Source organism: Shewanella sp. Iso12, from assembly GCF_012030025.1.
GTDB lineage: Bacteria > Pseudomonadota > Gammaproteobacteria > Enterobacterales > Shewanellaceae > Shewanella > Shewanella algae.
Map to the genome: position 1 here is coordinate 93,705 of NZ_JAAUHW010000004.1, position 24,534 is coordinate 118,238.

Consider the following 24,534-nt stretch of genomic DNA (forward strand, 5'->3'; position numbering starts at 1 on the left):
GCATTATGTGGCAACCTTCCGCCCCCGTAAAAGCACTGAAGATCCCGCTGCCGCACCTCACTCTGGCGGCCCAATGCTGGGGAGCGGAAGATAAGCCGCTGTTACTGGCATTGCATGGATGGCTGGATAACAGCAACAGCTTTGCCCCTTTGGCCGAGAAGCTGATGAATGATTATCGTATTCTTGCCATTGATTGGCCGGGACATGGTTTATCGGGTCACAGGCCAGGGCGTTATCCGCTGCACTGGATTGATTATCTGTATGATCTTGAGCTGCTGCTGGACCACTTGGCCGGCGATGCACCAGTCACTCTGTTGGGGCACTCCCTTGGGGGGATCGTTGCCAGTGCTTATGCTGCAGCGTTTCCTGAACGAGTCGATAAGTTGCTGTTGATTGAAGCCTTCGCTCCTCTCTATGAGGCGGTGGAGCAGGCCAAACCCAGGCTGAGAAAAAGCTTTGCTGCCCACAAGCGTATGCTCGGCAGCAAACGTAGCCAAGTGGTTTATGACAGTATCGAGCCGGCCATCAAAGCCAGAGTGCAGTTGACCGGATTGGCCGAGCCCTGGTCCAGATTATTGGTGACGCGCAATATGCAAATTGATGCGCAGAGTGCCAGTTGGCGCAGTGACCCAAGGCTACGACTCGACTCGCCGATGCGACTTTGTTTTGAGCAGGTAGCATCCCTGATGCAGGGGATCGCCATCCCCAGCTTACTTATCACGGGTGAACAGGGATTTCCTGGACTGGTGCAGAGTTTACCTCAGGCCCGCGCCTGGTACAGGGATTTGCAGATAGTACAACTACCAGGGGATCACCATCTACATATGGGGAACGCCGATGAGGTAGCGCAAACTCTGGCCGGATTTCTCCAAGGTAGAAAATCCAATCCGGGGGACTAGGCAAATAAAAGCTTTTATGTGATGATGATCAAAATTTTAAACGCCCGTATGATTTTTGCGGCGCGAAAGTTAACTACCAAGAGTCGAGGCCAAAGGCCTTAATAAGAACTTTATAAAAATACTCAGTGCTTTGCCCGCAGACGCTGCGGGCTTTAACGACAGAGAGAGTCGTTTCCGCTGAAGACGGAATTTTAGGAGAGATTTGTGGACCAGCCCTGGATTAACAGTTTGCCTGCCGACGTGCCTGCCGAAATTGATGCCAGCCGCTATGCTTCCTTGCTGGAGATGTTGGAATCAGCGGTCAATACCTATGCCGACCAACCCGCATTCGTCAATATGGGCGCAACCCTGACGTACCGAAAACTGGAAGAGCGCAGCCGTGCCTTCGCCGCTTATTTGCAAAATGATCTCAAATTGCAAAAGGGCGATCGGGTGGCGATCATGATGCCGAACCTGCTGCAATATCCCATCGCCCTGTTTGGTGTGTTGCGGGCCGGCATGGTAGTGGTCAATGTCAATCCGCTCTATACCCCAAGAGAGCTCAAGCACCAGTTGGTCGACTCCGGCGCCAAGGCGATAGTGGTGGTGTCCAACTTTGCCAGCACACTGGAGCAAGTGGTCGATCAAACTCCGGTCAAAAACGTGATTATCACAGGGCTTGGCGATCTCTTGAGTGCGCCTAAGCGTACCCTGGTTAATTTTGTGGTGAAGTACATCAAACGCCTGGTGCCCAAATACTCTCTGCCACACGCCATCTCTATGCGCCGGGCGCTTCGGGCCGGTAAAAAGGCACAGTACGTCAAGCCTGTGGTCAAGAGTGATGATATCGCCTTTTTGCAGTATACCGGCGGTACCACTGGCGTTTCCAAGGGCGCCATGCTAAGCCATGGCAACATAGTCGCCAACGTATTGCAGGCCAACGGTGCTTATGCCCCTTTGCTCAACGACGGCAAAGAGTTTGTGGTAACCGCCTTGCCGCTTTACCATATTTTTGCTTTAACGGTGAACTGTTTGTTGTTCCTGCATAAAGGCGCCAACAATTTGCTGATCACCAATCCAAGGGATATCCCGGGATTTGTGGCTGAACTCAGGAAAACACCTTTCACTGCTCTCACTGGGGTGAACACCCTGTTTAACGCCCTGGTCAACAGCGAAGAGTTTGCCGCTCTGGACTTCTCCCGCCTCAAACTCTCTATTGGTGGCGGTATGGCGGTGCAGCGCGCCGTGGCTGACAAATGGCAGAGCATCACCAAGACTCGCTTGCTCGAAGGCTATGGCCTGACCGAAGCTTCACCTCTGGTAGCTTGCTGCCCTTACGATCTGGCCGGTTACAACGGCTCTATCGGTTTACCTGCACCTTCGACGCAAATTCAAGTGCGGGGTGACGACGGTCAGGTATTGCCTCAGGGAGAGACGGGCGAACTTTTTGCCAAGGGGCCTCAGGTGATGATGGGCTACTGGCAACGTCCGGAAGAAACCGCCAAAGTGATCGACAAAGACGGTTGGCTGGCCACAGGCGATATCGGCTATATGGATGAAAAAGGCTTTTTCTATATTGTCGATCGCAAGAAGGATATGATCCTGGTTTCCGGCTTCAACGTCTTCCCCAATGAAGTGGAAGAGGTGGTGGCCTTGCATCCCAAGGTGGTTGAAGTGGCCGCTGTGGGCGTGCCGCATGAGGTCAGTGGTGAACTGGTGAAGATTTTTGTGGTGGCAAAAGACAAATCTTTGACCGAGAAGGAGCTTATCAAGCACTGTCGCCATCATTTAACAGGATATAAGGTGCCGAAGCTGGTAGAATTCAGGGACGAATTGCCGAAAACCAACGTAGGAAAGATCCTGCGCAGAGAACTCAGAGATGAGGCCAAATCTGCATAATATAAAGAGCCGGCGCCAGCCGGCTCTTGTGTTTCCGGGACCTGGAAACTCGCGCAGGATGGGAGTTGAATTTGCAAGATTACCTGTATGTAAAAGATGACGCCACTCTGGCACAGCTGGTGGAGCAGTATCGCGAGGCTAAATTGCTGGTACTGGATACCGAATTTGTACGCACCCGCACTTACTATGCTTGTTTAGGGCTCATTCAGGCCTATGACGGCAAGACCCTGGCTCTGATAGATCCCTTGGCCATCTCGGATCTGTCGGGCTTTTGGGCCTTGCTGACCGATGAGAAGATCACCAAGTTGTTGCACTCCTGCAGTGAAGACTTGGAAGTGTTTGCCCGCCAAGGCCAATGTCAGCCCAAGCCTTTGTTCGACAGTCAACTGGCGGCAGCCATTGCCGGCATGGGCCATGGCTTGGGTTATGCCAAGCTGGTGCATGAGTGCCTGGGAGTGGAGCTCGACAAGGGAGAGTCTCGCACCGACTGGTTGAAACGACCACTTTCTAAAGCGCAGCTCAGTTATGCGGCCAATGACGTTTACTATTTATACCAGCTCTATCCTCAGCTACTGCAGAAACTGGAGCAGCAGGGCAGGCTTGAGTGGGCATTGGAAGAAAGCCAGCGCATGACAGAAGGGCGTCTGGACGCGCCGGATGAAGATACAGCCTATCTTAGGGTCAAGAACGCCTTTCAGTTGAGTACACCACAATTGGCTGTGCTCAAGGTGCTGGCGGCCTGGCGTTTGCGTAAAGCGTTGGCAAAGGACATGGCGCTGGGTTTTGTCATGAAAGATCATGCCCTTATCGGCTTGGCTAAGCGTCAGCCAAGAGGGATCAATGATGTGCTTTCCATGAAAGAGCTGACGGATCATGAAAAGCGTCTCTACGCCAAAGATGTGCTCAAGGTCATGGCAAAGGCGGATATGAGCAATCTGCCGGAGCCCTTGGATGTGTTGGCTCTCAAGCCGGGATATAAGAGCGCCTTCAAGAGCATTAAGCAGTGCTTGACCGAGATTGCTGAATCCGAAAGTGTGCCTATGGAGTTGCTTGGATCCAAGCGTCATATTCACGAATATCTTGAGTGGGTATGGGACGGCAAACAGGGGCCTACGCCCTTGGTGTTGCTGGGCTGGCGTGGCCAACTGGTGGCTGACAAATTGGCCAAGCTGGCACTCTGAACCTGGTTGATAAAAGTAAAAAGGCGCTCTTGGGCGCCTTTTTGTGACTGCAGCAGTACTTTACATAGATGCTTTATTTTACATAGATGCTTTATTCATACTTTGGCTTCAAATGTATGCATCTTGATGCCCTTTGCTTTTTACCGAAAAAGCTTGCCTCAAGGGCGATCGGGCAGAGTTACATTGAGCTCGAGTACCGACAGGTTGTCATCGTTTTGATCCAACTGCACAGATACCTGCTCTTCGGAGATGTGCACATACTTGCGGATCACTTCAATTATCTCCTGCTTCATCTGCGGAAAGTAATCCGGTGCCCCGCGCTCGCCGCGTTGATGGGCAACGATGATCTGCAAACGTTCCTTGGCGGTTGCCGCAGTGCTGCTTTTCTTGCTGCTTCTGAAATAATCGAGTAATGACATAATTTAGCTACCAAATATTCGTTTAAGGAATCCCTTCTTCTCTTCCGCGACGAAACGCAGCGGAAGCTCTTCACCCAGCAGACGAGCCACAGTGTCCTCGTAGGCCTGTCCGGCATCGCTGTCGTGATCTATGATCACCGGCACCCCTGAGTTGGAAGCCTTGAGCACTGCCTGAGACTCAGGAATAACTCCGAGCAGTTGTATTGCGAGAATTTCCTGCACATCCTCCACACTGAGCATTTCGCCGGTTTTCACTCTGGCAGGAGAGTAGCGAGTCAGCAGCAGATATTCCTTGATGGGCTCAAGCCCTTGCTCGGCACGACGGCTACGGCTTTGCAGCATGCCAAGGATCCTGTCTGAGTCTCTGACCGAGCTGACCTCAGGGTTGGTTGTCACTATGGCGATATCGGCAAAATAAAGTGCCATCATGGCGCCGGTTTCAATACCTGCCGGAGAGTCACAGATGATGTAGTCAAAGTCTTTGCTCAAATCATCAAGTACCTTGCCGACACCTTCTTTGGTCAGGGCATCTTTGTCCCTGGTTTGGGAAGCCGGTAAAACGAACAGTTTATCGCAGCGTTTATCTTTGATCAGCGTTTGGTTCAGATTGGACTCGCCGTTGATGACATTGACAAAGTCGTAAACAACCCGACGCTCACAGCCCATGACCAAATCCAGATTACGCAGGCCGATATCAAAATCGATAACAACAGTCTTGTGTCCTTTAAGCGCCAAGCCGGTAGCGATAGCCGCGCTCGATGTGGTTTTGCCCACACCGCCTTTACCTGAGGTGACAACAATAATTTGTGCCATGTTCTATTTTATCCTTTCCATCTGCCTTATCCGGGCAGCGATTCAACGATTAATGACTCACCGCTGAGCCTGATACAACCACTCTTGGCGGTACAGTGTTGCTGCAGGTTTTCAGTCAACCAGTACTGTCCCGCAATCGAAACCAGTTCAGCTTCCATGGACTGGGCCAGGATCACGGCATGTTTATCACCGCTGGCTCCCGCCATTGCCTTACCACGCAGTGCCCCGTATACATGAATGCTACCATCTGCAATGACTTCTGCGCCATTCCCTACTGCACCAAAAACGATTAAATCACCGTCTTTGGCATAGATTTGTTGCCCGGAGCGCACGTTTTGTTTGACTATCTTGGTGACTCTCGGGGACGGCGGTGGTAATTCCGACTGTTTCCCGGCTTTGATGCTGGCCAATCCCTGCGCCTTGGCGGCTTCATTGAGTGCCTTATCGGCGGCAGTCACACCGACTATCACCAGTTGTCTTTCGGTCAGTCCGTGGCGCAGCCCTTTGAGATCTATGTCTGTGCCGTTGACCTGACTTAAGTTGAGCACCAGTGGAGCATTGAGGAAAAACTGGGGAGCCTGGGCGAGCTTGCCATCGAGCTCTTTGAAAAGGGCGTCCAGATCTGGGGTATTGATATGAAGTACAGAGAGCGTAAAAGAAGAGCCCTTTAGCTCTAGACTAGGTTTTGGCATCCCGGCGTCATTCTCCAGAAAATGAGCAGTCAGATTGCGTGACAGCGTTATATTCCAAGGCGTCCATGTTATAGTGTGCCCCGATGAGTGGCAAGTTTGAACCCATGGAAATTGATACAATTATGATCTGTGCTGTCTATAAGAGCCTGAAAAAAGCCGACACCTATTTATTCGTCAACAAGAAAGGCCAGTTTGATGATGTACCTGCTCCCTTGATGCAGGTATTTGGGCCACCACAACTGGTAATGCTGTTGCCGCTGCAGAAAAGGCAGCAACTGGGTATCGCCGATATCAACAAGGTCAAAGCAGAACTGGCGGAAAAGGGCTATTATTTGCAATTGCCGCCACCGCAGGTGGATATGCTGAAGGAGCTGAGACGCAGCAAGGGCCTGGATGATCATTCTGCTTAAGGAATAACGCGTTTTATGGATAGACTTTCCCTGGTGTTTATTTCGCTGCTGGGCGCGTCGCTGACCAATGTCTGTGCAGCGACCGAAGGCAGTTTTGAGCAGTATCTTGATAAATTAAAACAAGACGCAGCAACGCAAGGGATAGATCAACTCATATTGGATAAGGCCTTCAGCCAGATAAAACTGTTTAAAAAAGCCTCCAATGATGACAAGGCAGCCCCCGAACCGCCAAAGGATCTGGAGCACTATATCCCCAAGGCGATCAGTGAGGAGATGGTGGTAAAGGGTCGGGTACTGGCCGAAGAATATCGACCGCTGCTGGTCAAACTTGGTAAACAATATCGGGTGCAGCCCAGGTTTATTCTGGCCCTTTGGGGGCTCGAGTCAGATTTTGGCAATCAGCAGGGCGGTTATCCTGTGCTTTCCGTGACGGCGTCACTGGCCTATGAGGGACAAGAGGTTTACCGCGATGAGTTTTTTGCGGCGCTGAAAATTCTCGCGTCACAATCGCTCGACTTTAACGAGCTCAAGGGCTCGAGTACCGGTGCCATGGGGCCTTTAGGATTGAGGCCAAGCGCCTATCTGCAATACGGCAGCGACGGCGACGGTGATGGCAAGATCGATATCTGGAACAGCTTTGCCGATGGCTTGGCATCTGTGGCCAACTACCTGCAGCAAACGGGCTGGGATGACACCCAAACCTGGGGACGCCAGGTCAAAGCGCCCGAGTCCATAGAGAACAGCCAACTCGGAGTGGATTATCAGGCGAGTTTCAGCCATTGGCAGCAGTTGGGCGTTCGTCGTTACGATGGCGGCGATCTGCCTGGCCGGACCGATATGCAAGTTTCATTGATCATGCCAGATGGTGTCACCGGAAGGCACTATCTGGTATACCAGAACTACCGCGCCTTGCGAAGCTGGCAAAATTCAGACTATTTCGCTTTGGCGGCGGCTTATCTTTCCGAGCGGATCAAGTATCCACCCCGGAAATAGTGTAAAATAGCCATCACGCAAGCTTTCAAGAACGAACCAACAAATTTATGTCCTTCTGGTTAACCAAGACCCTGGCCGAAATGACTCCGGATGAGTGGGAGTCTCTCTGTGATGGCTGTGGGAAATGCTGTCTCAATAAGCTCATCGATGATGAAACCGATGAGCTTTACTATACCAATGCGGCCTGCAAATTGTTGTCTGATAAAGACTGCAGCTGCATTCACTATGAAAAACGCTTTGAATTTGTGCCTCTGTGCACCGCGGTGACGGCGACGAATATCTGTGAGCTGGACTGGCTGCCGGATAGTTGTGCTTATCGGCGTCTGTATCTGGGGCGGCCATTGCCTTCCTGGCACCCACTTTTGACCGGCTCCAAGGATGCGATGCACGAAGTAGGGATGTCGGTGAAGGGCAAGACGCTTTGCGAGAGTAAAGTGCGCGATCTTGAAGATCATATTGTACTCTGGCCACTGAAGGACTTGGATTGATGTCATCCAGGCATCAAGAGTAAAAAGCCAAACACGATTGTTTGGCTTTTTTATGCTCATAGGAAACCCGCTAGCTTGAATTGAATACCTAGTTACGGCCCTTGCTCAGAATAGGTACAACATAGAGCAGCAGTGCTACCAGATATGTGGCAAAAGCAACAATCATCCACTGCGACATAGTGATGCCGATAAAGCTCCAGGGAATATCAGTGCACATGCCTGTTGGCATAAATATCGAAGGCAGCCATTCATGCAGTGGCATCCAGGAGGGGAAGTCCGGCAGGAATGAACAGGTGGAAAAAGGCGAAGGGTTTTGCTGCATATCGTTGAGTTCAATGGCCAATCTCAGCCCCCAACTGGCGCTTATCCCCCACAGCAAGGCTGCCACAAGTCGCACTGGACGTACACTCGGCGCAAGAAAGCCTATGATGCCGGCCAGCAGCAATCCCAATACGGCCAAACGCTGGTAGATACACATGACGCAAGGCTCGAGCTGCATCACATGTTGAAAGTACAACGCAGCCAGCTCCAGAGACAGGGCGCTGAGCGCCAGAATTCCCCAGGCCATGCGAGAGTGGGCGAAACGTATCATTGCTGTCAAAACTATTCTCCATTGATTACCCATCAGTCCAAGGCGAGGTGGGGTAACTCCTCAGATGGATATGACACCCATAAAAAAACGCCCTTAGAGGGGCGTTTTTTGGACTCTACTGAAACCAAAAGGTTCAGTCAATACATAGACTAATGGCCTACGGCAGCACCTTTACCCAGCACTTCCTGGGCACTGTGGTGCAGGATCATGCCTGAGTCGTAGAAGTATTGGGTCATCTGCTCCAGGAAACCGGTCTCAATTGCCAGTACACCAACAATGGACAACACGATAGTGTAAGGCAGTGCCATCCATACCATGCGGCCATAAGAGAGACGGATGAGGGGAGCCAGAGCGGAAGTCAGCAGGAACAGGAAGGCCGCCTGACCGTTAGGGGTAGCCACTGATGGCAGGTTGGTTCCCGTGTTGATGGCAACGGCAAGCAGGTCAAACTGATCGCGGGTGATCTGGCCATCAATCAGCGCGGCTTTCACCTCGTTGATATAAACGGTACCCACAAACACGTTATCACTGACCATGGACAACAGGCCGTTGGCAACATAGAAGATAACCAACTGCATATTGCCTTCAAAGCCGAGAGCCCATTGAATAACAGGAGCAAACAGGCCTTGGTCAATAATCACACCCACCACGGCGAAGAATACTGCCAGCAGAGCGGTAAAGGGCAGGGCTTCTTCGAAGGCTTTACCCAGAGCGTGCTCATCGGTAATACCGTTGAAGGCTGTGGTCAGGATGATAACTGAAAGACCGATAAGACCAACCGATGCCAGGTGGAAGGCTAGACCGACAATCAGCCATACACCGACCAGAGCCTGGATAACCAGCTTCATCTTATCTTTGCTGGTTCTGTGGGCATCTTCATGGGCGGCAAATTCCACCAGAATTTTGTGTACAGCGTCTGGCAGTTGGGCGCCATAACCACAGATACGGAATTTTTCCACCAAGACACAGGTGAGGATACCGGCAAAGAATACGGGTACAGTCACAGGTGACATCCGCAAGGCGAATTCAGAGAACTGCCAGTTAGCCTGGGCGGCGATGATCAGGTTTTGCGGCTCACCTACCATGGTGCACACACCACCGAGGGCGGTACCGACACCGGCGTGCATCAACAGGTTACGCAGGAAGCCCCGGAAGTCTTCCAACTCTTGGGCGTTAAGCTGGTCATTCCCGTCAGAGGTATGGTCATGATCGGCGCTGAAATCTTTACCGGATGCGACCTTATGATAGATGGAGTAGAAACCGACTGCTACAGCGATGATAACCGCAATAACTGTCAAGGCATCAAGGAACGCAGACAGGAAGGCTGAGGCAACACAGAACATCAGGGATACGACCATTTTGGAACGCACCTTGGTGATCATCTTGGTAAATACATAAAGCAGCAATTGCTTCATAAAGTAGATACCGGCCACCATGAATACCAATAGCAGCAGTACTTCGAGGTTGGCTTCAATCTCGTGCAGTACCTGGCTGGGACTGGTCATACCGATAAACACGGCCTCAATCGCCAATAAACCACCGGGTTGCAGAGGATAGCATTTAAGCGCCATGGCCAGAGTGAAGATAAACTGCACGACCAAAAACCAGCCCGCAACAAAGGGGTTGATACTGAAGAGTATCGGGTTGATGATAAGAAAAATCAGTATCGCAAGCTTGTACCACTTGGGCGAGTTGCCCAAGAAGTTACTCATAAAAGCCTGAATCGGTGTAGCAGGCATGTCTTCCTCTCTAATCTGTTATAAGTGAATCTGTTATTAAGTGTGGTAGTTACGTCTTTGGGTTGACGAACGGTAAAATTTGCGTAGTTCAGTCTAGCCTAAAGATAAACTCAATGTAATGATTAGGGTATACAGGGATTTCAAAAAGCGGATCTCTAACGCAAAATTCAGTGACAACTGATTTGAACCTGGTCACTTTTATAGCAGTTATTGAGAGCTTGGCAGGGTAGAATTTTTCATCAGTGATCTGGTGGTTTTCATTTTTCGTCGCTCTGGTATGATCTGTGGCCAGAATAATGCTAACAATCGGAAAACCGGGCTGATGATAATCAATGCCAAAGGACCTGCAAGTTTTGCAGAGAAATATATAGTGCGTTCAATCTGGGAAAATAAATTTCCCCCCGGCTCCATACTTCCTGCGGAGCGGGAATTATCAGAGCTGATAGGTGTGACCCGTACAACACTCAGGGAAGTGCTGCAGCGTTTGGCCCGTGACGGTTGGTTGACGATTCAACATGGCAAACCCACCCGGGTGAATAATTTCTGGGAAACCTCTGGCCTGAATATTTTGGAGACCATTGCCGATCTGAATCCCGAAGGTTTCCCGGTATTGGTTGACCAACTGCTGTCGGCCAGAACCAATGTCAGTGCCATCTACTTCCGTGGCGCACTGCGGCATAATCCAGAGACGGCGGTGGAAGTGCTGTCAAAAATTCACGAGCTGGAAGATGATGCCGAGGCCTATGCCGAATTTGATTACCAGTTGCATCACACCTTGGCGTTTTCATCAGGTAACCCGCTGTACGTGCTGATCCTCAATGGTTTCAAGGGACTGTATGCCAGAGTCGGGCGCTACTACTTCAGTAGTCAGGAAGCGAGAGCCTTGGCACTGGCCTTCTATCAAAAGCTTGAAATCCTGGCTAAAGATAAAAACTATACCCAGGTGCCTGCTTTGATGCGCGCTTACGGTATCGACAGTGGCATTATGTGGCAGAAGCTGCGCGATGCCATGCCGCTGGAGATGGCCCAGGACAATCAATAGTTGTCGATGAGCCGTTGGCACATAATAAAAAAGACCGCTATTAGCGGTCTTTTTTATTATCCAGGGCTTTCTATGACCAAAGCTGCCTAGATCAATTCGCTTCTGTCCGGACACGAGGCCAGTACTCTTATCTCGCCATCATCTTCTTTCTGCTCCAGAGTGACATCAAAGCCCCAAAGACGGTGCAGGTGTTTGAGTACTTCCCGGCAACTGTCTGCCAGAGGGATGCCCTTGCTGGGGATATACCTCAGTGTCAGCGAGCGATCGCCATTGACCATAACATTATGAACCTGAATATTGGGTTCATTATTGGACAGGTTATATTGTGAAGACAAAATTTGCCTGATCTCCCGGTATCCCTGTTCATCATGAATGGCAGATACCGACAGATAGTTTTTGCTTTCATCATCGAGCACACCAAACAGCTTGAACTTGCGGATGATGGTGGGGGAAAGATACTGGCTGATGAAGCTTTCATCCTTGAAGTTTTCCATGGCGAAATGCAGCGTTTTCAACCAATCGCTGCCGGCGATATCCGGGAACCAATATCTATCCTCGTCTGTTGGCTGTTCGCAGATACGGCGAATGTCGCAGAACATATTGAACCCCAGGGCATAGGGGTTAATGCCGTTGTAATAAGGACTGTTGTAGGGGGGCTGCGCCACCACATTGGTGTGACTCTGTAAAAACTCCAACATAAATCTGTCGGTAACCAGACCTTCGTCATAGAGGTGGTTGAGCAGGGTGTAATGCCAGAAGGTGGCCCAGCCCTCGTTCATCACCTGGGTCTGGCGTTGCGGGTAAAAATACTGCCCCATCTTGCGTACGATACGCACCAACTCCCGTTGCCAGGGCTCCAGCAGCGGAGCGTGCTTCTCGATAAAGTAGAGAATGTTTTCCTGTGGCTCTGACGGAAAACGTTTTTGCTGTTTGGCTTCCTCCTTGGTCTGCTGTGAGGGGACGGTGCGCCAGAGATCGTTGACCTGGGTTTGCAGATAGGCCTCGCGCTCTTTCTGGCGTGCCTGCTCTTCACGAAACGAAATTTCTGTTGGCCGCTTGTAGCGGTCGACGCCATAATTCATCAAGGCGTGGCAGGAGTCCAACAGGTTTTCCACCTCATCTATGCCATATTTACGCTCGCATTCACTGATGTATTGCTTGGCAAAGACCAGGTAATCAATGATGGAGCCGGCATCTGTCCAGGTGCGGAACAGGTAGTTGTTTTTGAAGAAACTGTTGTGGCCAAAGCAGGCGTGAGCTATCACCAAGGCTTGCATGGTGAGGGTGTTTTCCTCCATCAGATAGGCGATACAGGGGTTGGAGTTGATGACTATCTCATAGGCCAGCCCCATCTGGCCGCGCTTGTAACCCTGCTCGGTTTCGATAAAACGCTTACCGAAGGACCAGTGAGTATATCCTATGGGCATGCCTATGCTGGCGTAGGCGTCCATCATCTGCTCGGCGGTGATCACCTCTATCTGATTGGGATAGGTCCCCAGACGATAATGCTCCGCGACTCGGGCGATTTCCTTTTCATAGGTTTCCAGCAGCTCAAAAGTCCATTCAGGCCCGTCGCTCAGTGGCTGGCGTGTTTTCTTTTTGCTCATAATCGCTTCCCCCTAAACCGCCTGCTTCTTGAACAACTCTCTGAATACGGGATAGATATCCTCTGCCTGACGAATATGTTGTACCGCCATATTGTCGAATTGTTTTTGCAGGGTTTCATATTCACGCCAGAGCGTCTGATGCGCCCTGTTGGTGATTTCTATGTAGCTGAAATAGCGCACTACGGGCAGCAGTTGTGTTTCGAGGATCTGATAACAGGTGGGCGAATCATCGGCCCAGTTGTCACCATCGGATGCCTGGGCGGCATAGATATTCCATTCATTGGCCGGATAACGCTCCTGTTGAATTTCGTGCATCAGTTTCAGTGCACTGGAGACTATGGTGCCGCCCGTTTCCTGGGAGTAGAAGAACTCGTGTTCATCCACTTCTTTTGCCTGGGTATGATGACGGATATAAACGACCTCAAGATTCTTGTAAGTGCGGGTCAGAAACAGGTACAGCAATATATAAAAGCGTTTGGCCATATCCTTGGTGGCCTGATCCATGGAGCCGGAGACATCCATAAGACAGAACATCACCGCCTGACTGGTGGGCACTTCCCGCTTGGCAAAGTTGTTGTAGCGCAGATCGAAAGTGTCGATAAAGGGCACCTTGGCGATGCGCTGTTTAAGCTCTTCAATCTCCTCTTTGAGCTGCAATATCCGCTCGGCACTGGCACCCGGAGTGTTTTCCAACTCTGCCAGTTCGTTTTCCAGTTCATGCAGTCGCCGTTTCTTGTCTGCGGACATGGCGGTGCGCCGCGCCAGAGAGGATCTCAAAGAGCGGACGATATTGATATTTGAGGGCACACCATCATTGGTATAACCGGCTCGGTAAGTTTGATATTCCACCAGTTTGTTCAGGCGGTTTTTCTGCAGGTTGGGCAACTCAAGATCTTCAAACAAGAGCTCGAGGTACTCATCTTTGGAGATTTGAAATACAAAGTCATCCTGACCCTCGCCTGAGTCCGAGGCATCGCCCTTGCCGCTGCCACCACCGCCGCCTCCCTGAGGCCTGTCTATCTTGTCGCCGCGGGTAAACTGGTCGTTGCCCGGATGCACTCGCTCACGGACGCCGCCGCGACCCTGATGGAATACGGGTTCGCTGATGTCCTTGGTGGGGATACTGATTTTTTCTCCCTTGTCGACATCTGTGACGCTACGGTGAGTGACGGCATCACTAACCGCTTTTTTAATTTGTTGTTTATAACGGTTAATAAACCGCTGACGGTTAACCGTGCTCTTTCCTTTGGCATTCAACCGCCTGTCGATAAAGTTCGCCATACGCACCTCCCAAAGCAAATACCGGGGCCCGAGAGCCCCGAAAGGGCACAGCTATGAGGACTTACGTACCCGTAAGTACCACTCGGACAACAGGCGTACCTGTTTCTTGGTGTAGCCTTTCTCCATCATACGATTGACAAAATCATCATGTTTGCGCTGATCGTCTGTGGAGGTCTTGGCGTTGAAAGAAATGACCGGCAGGAGATCTTCCGTATTTGAGAACATCTTCTTCTCTATCACGGTTCTGAGTTTCTCATAGCTGGTCCATTGCGGGTTGTTGCCATCATTATTGGCCCTTGCCCTGAGCACAAAGTTGACTATCTCATTGCGGAAGTCTTTGGGATTACTTATCCCGGCCGGCTTTTCAATTTTCTCCAATTCGGCGTTGAGTGCGGCCCGGTCAAACAGTTGGCCGGTTTCCGGGTCTCTGTATTCCTGATCCTGGATCCAGAAGTCGGCATAGGTGACATAGCGGTCGAAGATGTTCTGACCATATTCCGAGTAAGATTCCAGATAAGCGGTCTGGATCTCCTTACCGATAAACTCAACATATTTAGGGATCAGATAGCCCTTCAGAAACTCCATATACCTTTCTGCGGTATCGGAAGGGAACTGCTCTTGCTCTATCTGCCGCTCCAGTACATAGAAGAGATGCACTGGGTTGGCGGCAATTTCAGAGTGGTCGAAGTTAAAGACCTTGGAGAGGATTTTGAACGCGAAGCGGGTCGACAGTCCGTGCATCCCCTCATCGACCCCGGCATAGTCTCGATATTCCTGGTAAGACTTGGCCTTGGGATCGGTATCCTTGAGGCTTTCACCGTCATAGACCCGCATCTTGGAGTAGACAGAGGAGTTCTCCGGGGTTTTGATCCTTGAGAGCACGCTGAATTGAGCCAAGGTCTCCAGTGTGCCTGGGGCACAGGGCGCCTTGGTCAGCTCTGAATTGGCGATAAGCTTGCGGTAAATCTGGATCTCTTCCGACACGCGCAGGCAGTAGGGCACCTTAACGATATAAACACGGTCGAGGAAGGCTTCATTGTTTTTATTATTTTTAAAGCTGCTCCATTCAGACTCGTTGGAGTGAGCCAGAATAATGCCGTTAAAGGGCAGGGCCGATAAGCCTTCGGTACCGTTGTAGTTACCTTCCTGAGTGGCGGTCAGCAGTGGGTGCAGCACCTTGATCGGCGCCTTGAACATCTCCACAAACTCCATCAAGCCTTGGTTGGCACGGCACAGTGCTCCTGAATAGGAGTAGGCATCGGCATCATTCTGGGCAAAGTGCTCCAGTTGGCGAATGTCGACTTTGCCCACCAGAGAAGAGATATCCTGGTTGTTGTCATCACCGGGTTCAGTCTTGGCGATGGCAATTTGATCCAGCACCGAAGGGAATACCTTAACGACCCGGAAGCGGGAGATATCGCCGCCAAAGTCATGCAAGCGCTTGACCGCCCAGGGCGACATTATACTGCGCAGGTAACGGGTCGGGATTTGGTATTCTTCCTGCAGCAACTTGCCATCTTCCTCGGCATCAAACAGGCAGAAAGGGTGGTCGTTGACCGGACTTCTGACTCCATCGGCGCTAAGAATATAGATGGGGACTTGCTGCATCAATGCCTTGAGCTTCTCTGCCAGCGAAGATTTACCGCCACCGACAGGTCCCAGCAGATAGAGGATCTGCTTGGATTCTTCCAGCCCTTGGGCCGAGTGTTTAAGGTAAGAGACTATCTGCTCTATGGCATCTTCCATACCGTAGAAGTCTTTAAACGCAGGATAGCGAGAGATTAAGCGGTTGGAAAATATCCGGCTCAGAACCTGATTCTTGGAAGTGTCGACCACTTCCGGCTCGCCGATGGCGATAAGCAGTCTTTCTGCAGCCGAAGCGTAGGCGCTGCGATCTTGCTTACAGATATCAAGAAACTCCTGTAATGTGTATTCTTCATCGAGTTTCTTCTCATAGCGCTGTTGGTAGTGCTCAAATATGCCCATTTTAAACCCCCTGAAACGCCAAATATGTCTGGGAAGGGAACTGTCTTTAGCAGTTGCCTACCATTAATCTTAGACACTAATTCATGCTTCATGTCAAAAAACATAAATAAAAACAAAGGCAAATAGTTGCAAAAGCAATAGTTGCACTTGTGAATTGCTGCCGGAGGGTGAGCTTGTTGATGTGCGGTCGGCTTGCGGGAGAGTGCTTATGGGCAATAAAAAAGGAGCCATAAGGCTCCTTTTCAGGCACTCAGTTTGAGTATTATTAACCGGCGAAGTTTTGGTTAACAAAGTCCCAGTTCAGCAACTGCCAGAAGTGCGCCATGTAGTCAGGGCGAACATTACGGTAGTCGATGTAGTAAGCGTGCTCCCAAACGTCAACGGTCAGCAGTGGGGTCACTGAAGCATCAGTCAGCGGAGTGGCCGCGTTGCTGGTGTTAACGATAGCGACAGTGCCATCAGCCTTTTTAACCAGCCAGGTCCAGCCGCTACCAAAGTTGTTGACAGCAGACTCAGTGAACTGAGTCTTGAAGGCTTCAAAAGAACCGAAAGCAGCATTGATAGCTTCGGCTACAGCACCAGTGGCTTCGCCGCCGCCGTTAGGCGCCAGACAATTCCAGTAAAAAGTGTGGTTCCAAACCTGAGCGGCGTTGTTGAAAATACCGCCGCTGGAGGTTTTTACGATCTCTTCCAGGGTCTTGCCGGCAAATTCAGTGCCTTCGATCAGACCGTTCAGCTTAACCACGTAAGTGTTGTGGTGCTTACCGTAGTGGTATTCGATGGTTTCCTGAGAAATGTGGGGTTCCAGTGCGTTCTTGGCATATGGTAATGCAGGTAATTCGAAAGCCATTAGTATCTCTCCATGGACTTGGTTTATCATTTTCAGACTTGCTCACTGCCACCTATTGTACCGATAAAATTTGTGAAGTGAATCATTGTTTGAGTGATTGAGCAGATTGACATCATTGAAAAATCAAATGACTAAATAACCTTACAAATAGTGTGATTTTGTTCTGCGTTTCTCTCGCGTACAATAGTGAATCAAATATAGTGTCGTACTCAGGAACGTAAATGGAAACTGTTGAAAAAATTAAGCAGCAAATCGCTGAAAACCCCATCATCCTTTACATGAAAGGTTCGCCCAAATTACCCAGCTGTGGTTTTTCCTCTCAGGTGGCTCAAATCATGATCAATATCGGCGAGCAGTTCGCGTTTGTTGATATTTTGCAGCATCCTGATATCCGTGCTGAACTGCCCAAGTATGCCAATTGGCCAACGTTCCCTCAGTTGTGGGTTGAAGGAGAGCTGGTCGGTGGTTGCGATATCCTGACCGAGATGTACCAAAAAGGTGAGTTACAGACCTTGATCAAGGACACTGCTGCCAAGTACAAGCAGGATGAAGCCTAAGGTTAATTTCAGCACCTTTAAGCATTTAAAAGATGAGGCCGGATATATTCCGGCCTTTTTTCTGCCCGCTTTTGCGCGCCTATCTTCGATAGGTGTCATCATCTTAAATTACCTTTCATTTTAACAATCTACTCTGATTTTTGTTTTATTGACCATTTATCTGCCGATTAAATCCTGTTGTTTGCAGCATAAAAGACTACCAAAGCAGTTTGGGGTAATCTCAAAATAAAACAATGTTGCAACAAATGTATTATCTGTATCGCTTTATTACTTACCAAATGTGACTGGTCAGGCTTGTTGCATATGCAATTAAGGCTTTTACAGTGATTCAAGGTAGGGAATTGTATTGAGAAAAATTTCGACTATTTACTGTGATGTATCAGTGTGGAAACAATTAAAAGTGTGACCGATGTCACACTTTGCGAGATGAGCAATGTTAATCAATATGTTGAGAATTAACAAAAAATCAAAGTTTATTTTTTAACAACTCCCGGTAATTGGCTGCATATCTATTCGCTGTAGGATTGGCGGGTTCTATTTGTCATTAAATAAAACAAAAAACAAACATAAATTAAACATTGGCGGATTTGTCAGATTAAAATCCTGTTATTGACGATGTTGAAACGAGGCGACAGTATCTTGGCAACGCCGTGTTAATAAGCGCGGTGAAAATAAAAACAAACCAGGAAGTAAGGGAGTTTAAAATGACAAGAACCAATAAGCTGACTGGCGCAGTCAGACTGGCTCTGTTTGCTGCGGTTTCAACGGGAGCTGCATCTGTGTCTCAGGTGGCTTACGCCGCAGAAGACGGTGCCAAGGTAGAACGTATCGAAGTAACAGGTTCACGTATCCAGCGTCAGGATATGGAAACCGCTTCTCCAGTGACAGTGATCAGTGCCGATGCTATTCGTGCAGAAGGCTTCACTTCTGTTGACCAACTGCTGCAGGCTCAGACCTCTATGGCCGGTGCGGCTGTTGGTTCAACCACCAACAATGGTGCCGATGGCGTGGCTCAGGTTGATCTGCGAGGTATGGGTGCCGAACGTACTCTGGTACTGCTCAATGGCCGCCGTATGGTGAACTCAGGCTCAGGTGCAGACAGTGCAGTGGACTTGAACTCAATCCCGGTGGCGATGATTGCCCGGGTAGAGATTCTTAAGGATGGTGCCTCGGCGGTATACGGCTCAGATGCTATTGCCGGTGTGGTCAACATCATCACCAAGAAAGATTTTGAAGGCTTCCAGCTGGATTTCAACGGCAGCGGAACCGATAAGGGCGACGGTGAAAACGGCGAACTGAGCCTGCTGTACGGTTTCAACACAGACAACGGCGGTAACTACACCTTTGGTGCCGCTTACTCTGACCGTCGCGGTGTTATTCAGGGCGACCGTGACTGGACCGAACCAGGTGCCAGTTCCTTCATTCCAACCGGCTCTCTGGAAGGTATGGTCAAAGATGCCAACGGCAACTGGGTTGAGCGCAGCACAGGTTACGACTACACCCAAGACAGCTGGTTCCAGACGCCTAGCAAACGCTATAGTCTGTTTGCCAACATGATCCAGGAGCTGGGCAATGAATTGGTACTGACAGGTGACATTCTGTACACCAAGCGTAAGTCAGATCAGCAAATGGCCGCTCAGCCTGCCGATATTATGCTGGGTGTTTGTGGCCAAACAGGGATAGATCCTACCCGTTGTATCACCCTGGATCAGTCCATGCTGGACGCCGGCATTAAGCCCGATGACACCGGCCGTGTTAACTATCGTCGCCGTACTAACGATGTCGGCCCTCGTATCTACAACCAGGACGTCGATACTCTGCGCGCCTCGATTGGTTTGCAGGGCACACTCGATGTCAACACGGGTATGACTTGGGATCTTTCATACACTTATGGCAAAAACAAGGCCGATACCTGGGTTGAGAACTCCATCAATGCCGTCAAGATGGAAAACTCTGTCTACAACAATCTGGATGCTTGGCTCAGTGGTGCCCCGCTGACTCAAGAGATCATCAATGACATCGGCTTCACCGAGCGCAATGATGGTGGTAACGAGCAACACGTGGTTGCCGGCGTATTGAGTGGTGAGCTGTTTGATCTGAGTGCCGGCCCAGTCAGCTTCGCTATCGGTGCCGAATACCGTTACGACAGCGGTTATTACAACCCTGATCCTGTGATTGTTGCCGGTGAAGGTACTGCCGCCCAGCAAGACCCAACTGACGGTAATTACGACGTTATCTCTATCTATCAGGAAGTCAGTGTACCTTTCACTGAAAAGCTGACCGGTGAGTTTGCCCTGCGTTTCGACGATTACTCAACTTTTGGTAAAGCATCGACCTGGAAGATAGGTCTGACCTATGAAGCCACAGATGATCTGATGCTGCGCGCCGTTGCGGCTACCGGTTTCCGGGCGCCAAACGTCAGCGAGCTCTACGGTGGTAACACAGGGTCTTATGACTACCTGGATGATCCATGGGGTAATGAACAAGATCCACAGATCCTGGTTAACTACACCTCAGATCCGGATCTGAAACCGGAAGAGTCTGAGTCTTACACTGCCGGTCTGGTATATTCGCCACGCTTTATCGATGGCATGTCTCTGACACTGGACTATTGGCGCTTCCGGGTGACCAATGCCATTACCCGTCTGGATGCCCAGAAAGGTCTGAATGACTGTCACGCTGGTAACCAGGTTGCCTGTGATACCTTCAAGATCACTATGAATGGCGATCTGTCCAACTTCACCAACCCTCTGACCAACGTGGGTAGCCAGAATACCAGTGGTATCGATTTCAACCTGGCTTACAGCTTCGAAGGTCTGGGGCTGGATTGGAAGATCAACAATGACCTGACCTATCTGCTGGAGTTTGAGCAGGATGGTGTTTCCTATGAAGGCACCAGTGATGGTAACTTCGGTGGTTATGCCAAGATACGTAACAACTTCAGTATCCAAGCCGGTCAAGGCGATTGGAGCCTGATGTATTACAACCGCTTTATTGGTGAAACCGATTGGTTGAACGACGCCAGCGTTGAAGTTGATTCAGTGATGTACCACAACATTGTGGGCAGTTATTTTGTCAATGATGCACTGACAGTGTCTTTGGGTGTGAAAAACTTCACCGACGAAGAGCCATCATACGTACCAAACGGCAGCGATGCCGGTACTATTCCGCAAGTGTTTGACACAGTTGGTCGTCAAATCTACGGTGGTGTGACTTACAAGTTCTAAGCCATATCATGGAATGAAAAAAGCGCCTTCGGGCGCTTTTTTAATGTCTGATTGTTTAACCCAAGCCGTGCTCAGCCGAGCTCATTTGAATGAGCTCGATTTTGTAACCGTCAGGATCTTCAACAAAAGCGATTTCAGTGGTTCCGCCGGCAACAGGGCCTGGGGCGCGGATAACCTTGCCACCGGCGGCGCTGATGGCTTCACAACGGGCGTAGATATCTTCTTCACCTATGGCAATATGACCAAAGGCATTACCCATATCATAATGCTCTGTTCCCCAGTTGTAGGTGAGCTCTATGACTGCCTGGCCGGTTGATTCTTCGCCATAGCCGACGAAGGCGAGGGTATATTTATATTCAGGGTTTTCCGATTGACGCAGCAGCTTCATTCCCATGATTTCTGTGTAGAAGTGGATGCTGCGTTCAAGGTTACCGACCCTGAGCATGGTATGGAGAACTTGTGACATTGCTACCTCTTTTGGTTCTAAAACGGAAACCCAGTTGAGCTTCCGTAGCGTGGATGATCAAGCGAGATCCGGGGAGGTGAGAATCACTCCCAAATAGAGTGGTTCCGGCCGCCGTTAACTTGATAGCCAGTTCACAAATCCATGAAATAAACATGGTATTTGTGTCTGCTTCATTAATAATGGTGTCAACCCTATCTTAGCTGGATGCAGGAGACAAGCATGACTACAGAATTGAAAATGGCTATTGGATCTACCTTGGTAATTGCAATCGTTTTCGCCGCTATGATTGTACAGATTTTTTGATTGGCGCTGAGCAAGAATATGTAAGCCAATGCCGCCTTAGGGCGGCATTGTCGTTTCTGGATTAATCTTCCGGATAGATTTTTTCTTTGAATTCACACAGATCTTCAATCAGACAACTGCCGCAGCGGGGCTTTCTGGCGATGCAGGTATAGCGCCCGTGAAGAATAAGCCAGTGGTGGACGTCAACTTTGAACTCGGCCGGCACCACTTTGAGCAGTTTATCTTCCACTTCCTGAACATTTTTCCCCGGTGCAAAGCGGGTGCGGTTGCTGACCCGAAAAATGTGAGTGTCCACGGCTATGGTTGGCCAACCAAAGGCGGTGTTGAGCACCACATTGGCGGTCTTGCGACCAACCCCGGGCAGTGACTCCAGCGCCTCGCGGTTTTCGGGGACTTCGCCGTTGTACTTCTCTACAAGGATCTTGGACAGTGCCACCACATTGATGGCCTTATTGTTATAAAGCCCTATGGTCTTGATATATTCCTTCAGCCCTTCAACCCCGAGATCGGCAATCGCCTGTGGGGTATTAGCCACCGGAAACAGCTTGTCAGTGGCCTTGTTGACGCTGACATCGGTTGCCTGCGCCGATAGCGTTACTGCAACCAATAGTTCAAAAGGGCTGGAATAATTCAGCTCTGTCTGGGGATGAGGATTGTTGTCCCGCAGGCGTTCGAGTATCGCCCGTCTCTTGTCTTTGTTCACTCAATGACCTCAGTTGACTTTGGTGATCCTGGCGCGCTCCACTGGGGCAGTTTGCACTCTGGGTTGGCGCTCAGCGAATTTCTTGTCGATCACGTTTTTCAGCGCAATCAGCAAACCCATTCCCAAAAAGGCGCCGGGCGGTAACATCGCCAGCAGGAAGGGAGTGTCTACTTGCCAGACTTCAATGAGCAGGCTCGCAGCCCAAGGTCCCAGCAGCTGCTCTGCACCGTCAAATAGGGTACCTTGCCCCAGTATTTCCCTGCCTCCGCCGAGCACCATCAATACCAAGGTAAAGCCAATACCCATCATTAAGCCATCAAAGGCGGCGCTCATTGGTGAGTTGCGTGAGGCAAAGGCTTCGGCGCGGCCTATGATGACACAGTTGGTCACTATGAGTGGCAGGAAAATACCGAGAGAAACGTATAGGCCATAGGCGTATGCGTTAACCAGCAACTGCACTGCGGTTACCAGTGCGGCAATAATCATTACGAATACGGGAATGCGGATCTCTTTGGGCACAAAATTGCGCACCAGGGATACAGTGGTGTTGGAACCTATCAACACCAACGCAGTTGCGAGCCCAAGCCCCAAGGCGTTGGTAAAGGTGGAGGTCACTGCCAGCAGGGGACAGAGTCCCAACATCTGCACCAGTCCGGGGTTATTTTTCCACAAGCCTTGCCAGGCGATATCGCGATATAAACTCATTGGCTTGCCTCACATGTCTGTGATTGGGAAAAAATGGTCTTCTTATTGGCTTCAAAGAAGGCCAGGGTGTTTCTCATCGACTTGACGTAGGCCCTGGGGGTAATGGTCGCCCCGGTAAACTGGTCAATTTCGCCGCCGTCTTTCTTCACATACCAGGCCTTGTCATCACTGCCTTGAAGCTTTCTGCCGATAAAGCCGTCCACCCAATCAGATTTCTTGCGCTCAATCTTGTCACCCAGCCCAGGGGTTTCCTGATGCGACAGAGTGCGAACACCAAGCACAGTGCCATCTGTCTTGATACCTATGATCAAGCGTATTTCACCATTGTAGCCATCCGGCGCTATGGTTTCGATGGCAATAGCGACCGGCTGGGCATCTTGGGTGGCGATATAAGCCGGCATGGGCTGAGTTGTGCCCAGGGCGTCTTTATCCTGCAATAGAATGCAGCTTTCCTCGAGCGGATTGTCGTGCAGTTCATTGGGAATGATCTGCTCCAGAGTGCGCCTGAGCTCCAACTTTTGCTGCGCCAGGATCGCATCTCGGGTACTGTCATTGACAACCGCCACCACCGCGGTGCATATCAGGGCAAACAGGCCCAAAAGTAGACCATTTTTCAACATGGATTTTTGCACTGTCTATCTCTCTTGCTATCAATGTCCGGCGCGATGGCCATAGGCTCGGGGTTTGACATAGTAGTCGATCAAAGGGGCGCACAGGTTGGCCAGTAACACTGCAAAAGCAAAGGCGTCAGGGTAACCCCCAAAGCTTCTGATAAGGTACACCACCAAGCCGATTAGGGCGCCGAAGATCAATCGGCCCCGATTGCTGGCCGGCGCGGTTACAGGATCCGTGGCAATAAAGAAAGCCGCCAGCATGGTGGCGCCACTAAACAGGTGAATAAGCGGGCTGACATGGGTATCTGGCCCAAGCGCATAGGCAAAGCCGCTGCAGATAAACAGCGAGGCCAGTACACCGACACTGATATGCCAGCGGATAAGCTTCATCTTCAACAGCGCCAGACCACCGCACAGGTAGGCCAGGTTGACCCAAAACCAGCCACTGTTGATAGTGCCGGCAAAAATTGGTTTTTGCAGGCTCTCGGTAGTGGTCATTCCCATAGATAGATCCGTTTTCAGCGTATCGAGTGGTGTCGCCATGGTGACGCCATCGATACCGAGCTGGAAGTACTCGGCAACGCTGCCTTGGCTGGCGCCGAAAATCACCTGCAAACTGGTGAGAAAATCCGGAGAGTGCTGGGCAACAGTCGCCGGTGCGACCCAACTGGTCATCTGTACCGGGAAGGCCACCAACAGCAGTACATAGGCGGCCATGGCCGGATTGAACAGGTTGTTTCCCAAACCGCCATACAGCTGTTTGACCATGATGATGGCAAAACTTGTACCTATCACCACCATCCACCAAGGGGCGAGTGGCGGTACGGCAATACCGATAAGAACTGCTGTCAGAGCCGCGCTGTTATCCGACAAAGTCGAAAGTACCTTGCGCTTACGCAACTTGAGGATGGCGGCCTCTGAAATCAAAGCGACCGTCACAGCCAGCAGTACCTGAATAAGGCTGCCCCAACCAAAAAATACACACTGCACTACCAGGCCGGGCAGGGCGCAGAGCAGCACCCTTTGCATCACAGTGCTGGTTTGCAGCGGCCGGCTGACATGGGGGGAGGAGGCTATTTTAAACGCCAT

General features: G+C 50.5%; 23 protein-coding genes. 9 read left to right on the top strand and 14 right to left on the bottom strand.

The features are described 5' to 3' along the window. The first annotated feature begins 5 nt into the window (after positions 1 to 5). The 3 genes from HCX89_RS09170 to rnd all read left to right on the top strand — a co-directional run bounded on the left by HCX89_RS09170 (position 6) and on the right by rnd (position 3,958). Positions 6 to 899, top strand: coding sequence for an alpha/beta fold hydrolase (locus HCX89_RS09170; RefSeq protein ID WP_096141885.1), 894 nt, complete (start codon positions 6 to 8; stop codon positions 897 to 899). A 204-nt stretch (positions 900 to 1,103) separates the two neighbouring features. Further along, on the top strand, positions 1,104 to 2,777 hold the full coding sequence (fadD, locus tag HCX89_RS09175; protein ID WP_045283830.1) for a long-chain-fatty-acid--CoA ligase FadD: 1,674 nt from the start codon (positions 1,104 to 1,106) through the stop codon (positions 2,775 to 2,777). Positions 2,778 to 2,848: 71 nt separating this feature from the next. Continuing rightward, positions 2,849 to 3,958: a ribonuclease D gene (gene rnd / locus HCX89_RS09180; RefSeq protein ID WP_144380403.1), complete on the top strand. Its 1,110-nt coding sequence runs from the start codon at positions 2,849 to 2,851 to the stop codon at positions 3,956 to 3,958. Positions 3,959 to 4,116: 158 nt separating this feature from the next. On the opposite strand, the gene minE is transcribed toward rnd, so the two are convergent. From minE to minC, 3 genes are read right to left on the bottom strand one after another with little or no spacing between them, the layout of a single operon-like run. After that, a complete protein-coding gene (gene minE / locus HCX89_RS09185) occupies positions 4,117 to 4,377 on the bottom strand; it encodes a cell division topological specificity factor MinE (protein WP_028781478.1) in 261 nt (86 codons plus the stop codon). A gap of 3 nt (positions 4,378 to 4,380) precedes the next feature. Then, positions 4,381 to 5,190, bottom strand: a complete 810-nt coding sequence (gene minD / locus HCX89_RS09190; protein WP_025011627.1) for a septum site-determining protein MinD — start codon at positions 5,188 to 5,190, stop codon at positions 4,381 to 4,383. Positions 5,191 to 5,216: 26 nt separating this feature from the next. Further along, complete coding sequence (minC, locus tag HCX89_RS09195) at positions 5,217 to 5,882, bottom strand: septum site-determining protein MinC (RefSeq protein WP_129978633.1); 666 nt, start codon at positions 5,880 to 5,882, stop codon at positions 5,217 to 5,219. A 122-nt stretch (positions 5,883 to 6,004) separates the two neighbouring features. Here minC and HCX89_RS09200 point away from each other — a divergent pair, with 122 nt between their 5' ends. Genes HCX89_RS09200 through HCX89_RS09210 form a run of 3 tightly spaced genes read left to right on the top strand, consistent with a single transcriptional unit; the run spans position 6,005 to position 7,773 of the window. Next, positions 6,005 to 6,292: a YcgL domain-containing protein gene (locus HCX89_RS09200; RefSeq protein WP_025011626.1), complete on the top strand. Its 288-nt coding sequence runs from the start codon at positions 6,005 to 6,007 to the stop codon at positions 6,290 to 6,292. A 15-nt stretch (positions 6,293 to 6,307) separates the two neighbouring features. Next, on the top strand, positions 6,308 to 7,285 hold the full coding sequence (locus tag HCX89_RS09205; RefSeq protein ID WP_167715787.1) for a lytic transglycosylase domain-containing protein: 978 nt from the start codon (positions 6,308 to 6,310) through the stop codon (positions 7,283 to 7,285). A 47-nt stretch (positions 7,286 to 7,332) separates the two neighbouring features. Next, positions 7,333 to 7,773: a YcgN family cysteine cluster protein gene (locus tag HCX89_RS09210; protein WP_167715791.1), complete on the top strand. Its 441-nt coding sequence runs from the start codon at positions 7,333 to 7,335 to the stop codon at positions 7,771 to 7,773. Positions 7,774 to 7,861: 88 nt separating this feature from the next. On the opposite strand, the gene dsbB is transcribed toward HCX89_RS09210, so the two are convergent. Both dsbB and nhaB read right to left on the bottom strand, forming a co-directional pair. Then, on the bottom strand, positions 7,862 to 8,374 hold the full coding sequence (dsbB, locus tag HCX89_RS09215) for a disulfide bond formation protein DsbB (RefSeq protein WP_107004895.1): 513 nt from the start codon (positions 8,372 to 8,374) through the stop codon (positions 7,862 to 7,864). 140 nt (positions 8,375 to 8,514) lie between these two features. Continuing rightward, positions 8,515 to 10,104, bottom strand: coding sequence for a sodium/proton antiporter NhaB (gene nhaB / locus HCX89_RS09220; RefSeq protein WP_025887756.1), 1,590 nt, complete (start codon positions 10,102 to 10,104; stop codon positions 8,515 to 8,517). Between the two features lie 322 nt (positions 10,105 to 10,426). On the opposite strand from nhaB, the gene fadR reads away from it, so the two are divergent. Continuing rightward, complete coding sequence (gene fadR, locus HCX89_RS09225; protein WP_044735831.1) at positions 10,427 to 11,146, top strand: fatty acid metabolism transcriptional regulator FadR; 720 nt, start codon at positions 10,427 to 10,429, stop codon at positions 11,144 to 11,146. A gap of 86 nt (positions 11,147 to 11,232) precedes the next feature. Here fadR and HCX89_RS09230 read toward each other — a convergent pair whose 3' ends face one another. The 4 genes from HCX89_RS09230 to sodB form a co-directional block, all read right to left on the bottom strand. Continuing rightward, positions 11,233 to 12,753: a SpoVR family protein gene (locus HCX89_RS09230; protein ID WP_093982920.1), complete on the bottom strand. Its 1,521-nt coding sequence runs from the start codon at positions 12,751 to 12,753 to the stop codon at positions 11,233 to 11,235. A gap of 12 nt (positions 12,754 to 12,765) precedes the next feature. Then, a complete protein-coding gene (locus HCX89_RS09235; protein WP_025887760.1) occupies positions 12,766 to 14,034 on the bottom strand; it encodes a YeaH/YhbH family protein in 1,269 nt (422 codons plus the stop codon). 51 nt (positions 14,035 to 14,085) lie between these two features. Beyond that, positions 14,086 to 16,020, bottom strand: coding sequence for a PrkA family serine protein kinase (locus HCX89_RS09240; RefSeq protein WP_025011620.1), 1,935 nt, complete (start codon positions 16,018 to 16,020; stop codon positions 14,086 to 14,088). A gap of 265 nt (positions 16,021 to 16,285) precedes the next feature. After that, on the bottom strand, positions 16,286 to 16,870 hold the full coding sequence (gene sodB / locus HCX89_RS09245; protein ID WP_025011619.1) for a superoxide dismutase [Fe]: 585 nt from the start codon (positions 16,868 to 16,870) through the stop codon (positions 16,286 to 16,288). 221 nt (positions 16,871 to 17,091) lie between these two features. Between sodB and HCX89_RS09250 the strand changes: the two genes are divergently transcribed. Both HCX89_RS09250 and HCX89_RS09255 read left to right on the top strand, forming a co-directional pair. Then, positions 17,092 to 17,427, top strand: a complete 336-nt coding sequence (locus HCX89_RS09250) for a Grx4 family monothiol glutaredoxin (RefSeq protein WP_025011618.1) — start codon at positions 17,092 to 17,094, stop codon at positions 17,425 to 17,427. Between the two features lie 704 nt (positions 17,428 to 18,131). Continuing rightward, entirely contained in the window at positions 18,132 to 20,654 is a 2,523-nt protein-coding gene (locus HCX89_RS09255) for a TonB-dependent siderophore receptor (RefSeq protein WP_107111559.1), read from the top strand. A gap of 55 nt (positions 20,655 to 20,709) precedes the next feature. Here the strand turns inward: HCX89_RS09255 and gloA are convergent, their stop codons facing one another. The 5 genes from gloA to rsxD form a co-directional block, all read right to left on the bottom strand. Then, positions 20,710 to 21,120: a lactoylglutathione lyase gene (gloA, locus tag HCX89_RS09260; protein WP_107111560.1), complete on the bottom strand. Its 411-nt coding sequence runs from the start codon at positions 21,118 to 21,120 to the stop codon at positions 20,710 to 20,712. Positions 21,121 to 21,484: 364 nt separating this feature from the next. Beyond that, entirely contained in the window at positions 21,485 to 22,126 is a 642-nt protein-coding gene (gene nth, locus HCX89_RS09265) for an endonuclease III (RefSeq protein WP_025011616.1), read from the bottom strand. 9 nt (positions 22,127 to 22,135) lie between these two features. Then, a complete protein-coding gene (locus tag HCX89_RS09270; protein ID WP_101060155.1) occupies positions 22,136 to 22,831 on the bottom strand; it encodes an electron transport complex subunit E in 696 nt (231 codons plus the stop codon). Then, a complete protein-coding gene (gene rsxG / locus HCX89_RS09275; protein WP_273643269.1) occupies positions 22,828 to 23,463 on the bottom strand; it encodes an electron transport complex subunit RsxG in 636 nt (211 codons plus the stop codon). Before rsxG ends, HCX89_RS09270 begins: the two co-directional genes overlap by 4 nt. Before the next feature lie 18 nt (positions 23,464 to 23,481). After that, on the bottom strand, positions 23,482 to 24,534 hold the full coding sequence (rsxD, locus tag HCX89_RS09280) for an electron transport complex subunit RsxD (protein ID WP_115390298.1): 1,053 nt from the start codon (positions 24,532 to 24,534) through the stop codon (positions 23,482 to 23,484).

Coding starts and splice junctions, on each gene's coding strand:
- fadR (WP_044735831.1), top strand. CDS start 10,427: ATGATAATCAATGCCAAAGGACCTGCAAGTTTTGCAGAGAAATATATA.
- minD (WP_025011627.1), bottom strand. CDS start 5,190: ATGGCACAAATTATTGTTGTCACCTCAGGTAAAGGCGGTGTGGGCAAA.
- HCX89_RS09255 (WP_107111559.1), top strand. CDS start 18,132: ATGACAAGAACCAATAAGCTGACTGGCGCAGTCAGACTGGCTCTGTTT.
- nhaB (WP_025887756.1), bottom strand. CDS start 10,104: ATGCCTGCTACACCGATTCAGGCTTTTATGAGTAACTTCTTGGGCAAC.
- sodB (WP_025011619.1), bottom strand. CDS start 16,870: ATGGCTTTCGAATTACCTGCATTACCATATGCCAAGAACGCACTGGAA.
- rsxD (WP_115390298.1), bottom strand. CDS start 24,534: ATGGCGTTTAAAATAGCCTCCTCCCCCCATGTCAGCCGGCCGCTGCAA.
- minC (WP_129978633.1), bottom strand. CDS start 5,882: ATGCCAAAACCTAGTCTAGAGCTAAAGGGCTCTTCTTTTACGCTCTCT.
- HCX89_RS09235 (WP_025887760.1), bottom strand. CDS start 14,034: ATGGCGAACTTTATCGACAGGCGGTTGAATGCCAAAGGAAAGAGCACG.
- HCX89_RS09170 (WP_096141885.1), top strand. CDS start 6: ATGTGGCAACCTTCCGCCCCCGTAAAAGCACTGAAGATCCCGCTGCCG.
- HCX89_RS09205 (WP_167715787.1), top strand. CDS start 6,308: ATGGATAGACTTTCCCTGGTGTTTATTTCGCTGCTGGGCGCGTCGCTG.
- HCX89_RS09270 (WP_101060155.1), bottom strand. CDS start 22,831: ATGAGTTTATATCGCGATATCGCCTGGCAAGGCTTGTGGAAAAATAAC.
- HCX89_RS09230 (WP_093982920.1), bottom strand. CDS start 12,753: ATGAGCAAAAAGAAAACACGCCAGCCACTGAGCGACGGGCCTGAATGG.
- HCX89_RS09200 (WP_025011626.1), top strand. CDS start 6,005: ATGATCTGTGCTGTCTATAAGAGCCTGAAAAAAGCCGACACCTATTTA.
- minE (WP_028781478.1), bottom strand. CDS start 4,377: ATGTCATTACTCGATTATTTCAGAAGCAGCAAGAAAAGCAGCACTGCG.
- HCX89_RS09210 (WP_167715791.1), top strand. CDS start 7,333: ATGTCCTTCTGGTTAACCAAGACCCTGGCCGAAATGACTCCGGATGAG.
- gloA (WP_107111560.1), bottom strand. CDS start 21,120: ATGTCACAAGTTCTCCATACCATGCTCAGGGTCGGTAACCTTGAACGC.
- HCX89_RS09240 (WP_025011620.1), bottom strand. CDS start 16,020: ATGGGCATATTTGAGCACTACCAACAGCGCTATGAGAAGAAACTCGAT.
- HCX89_RS09250 (WP_025011618.1), top strand. CDS start 17,092: ATGGAAACTGTTGAAAAAATTAAGCAGCAAATCGCTGAAAACCCCATC.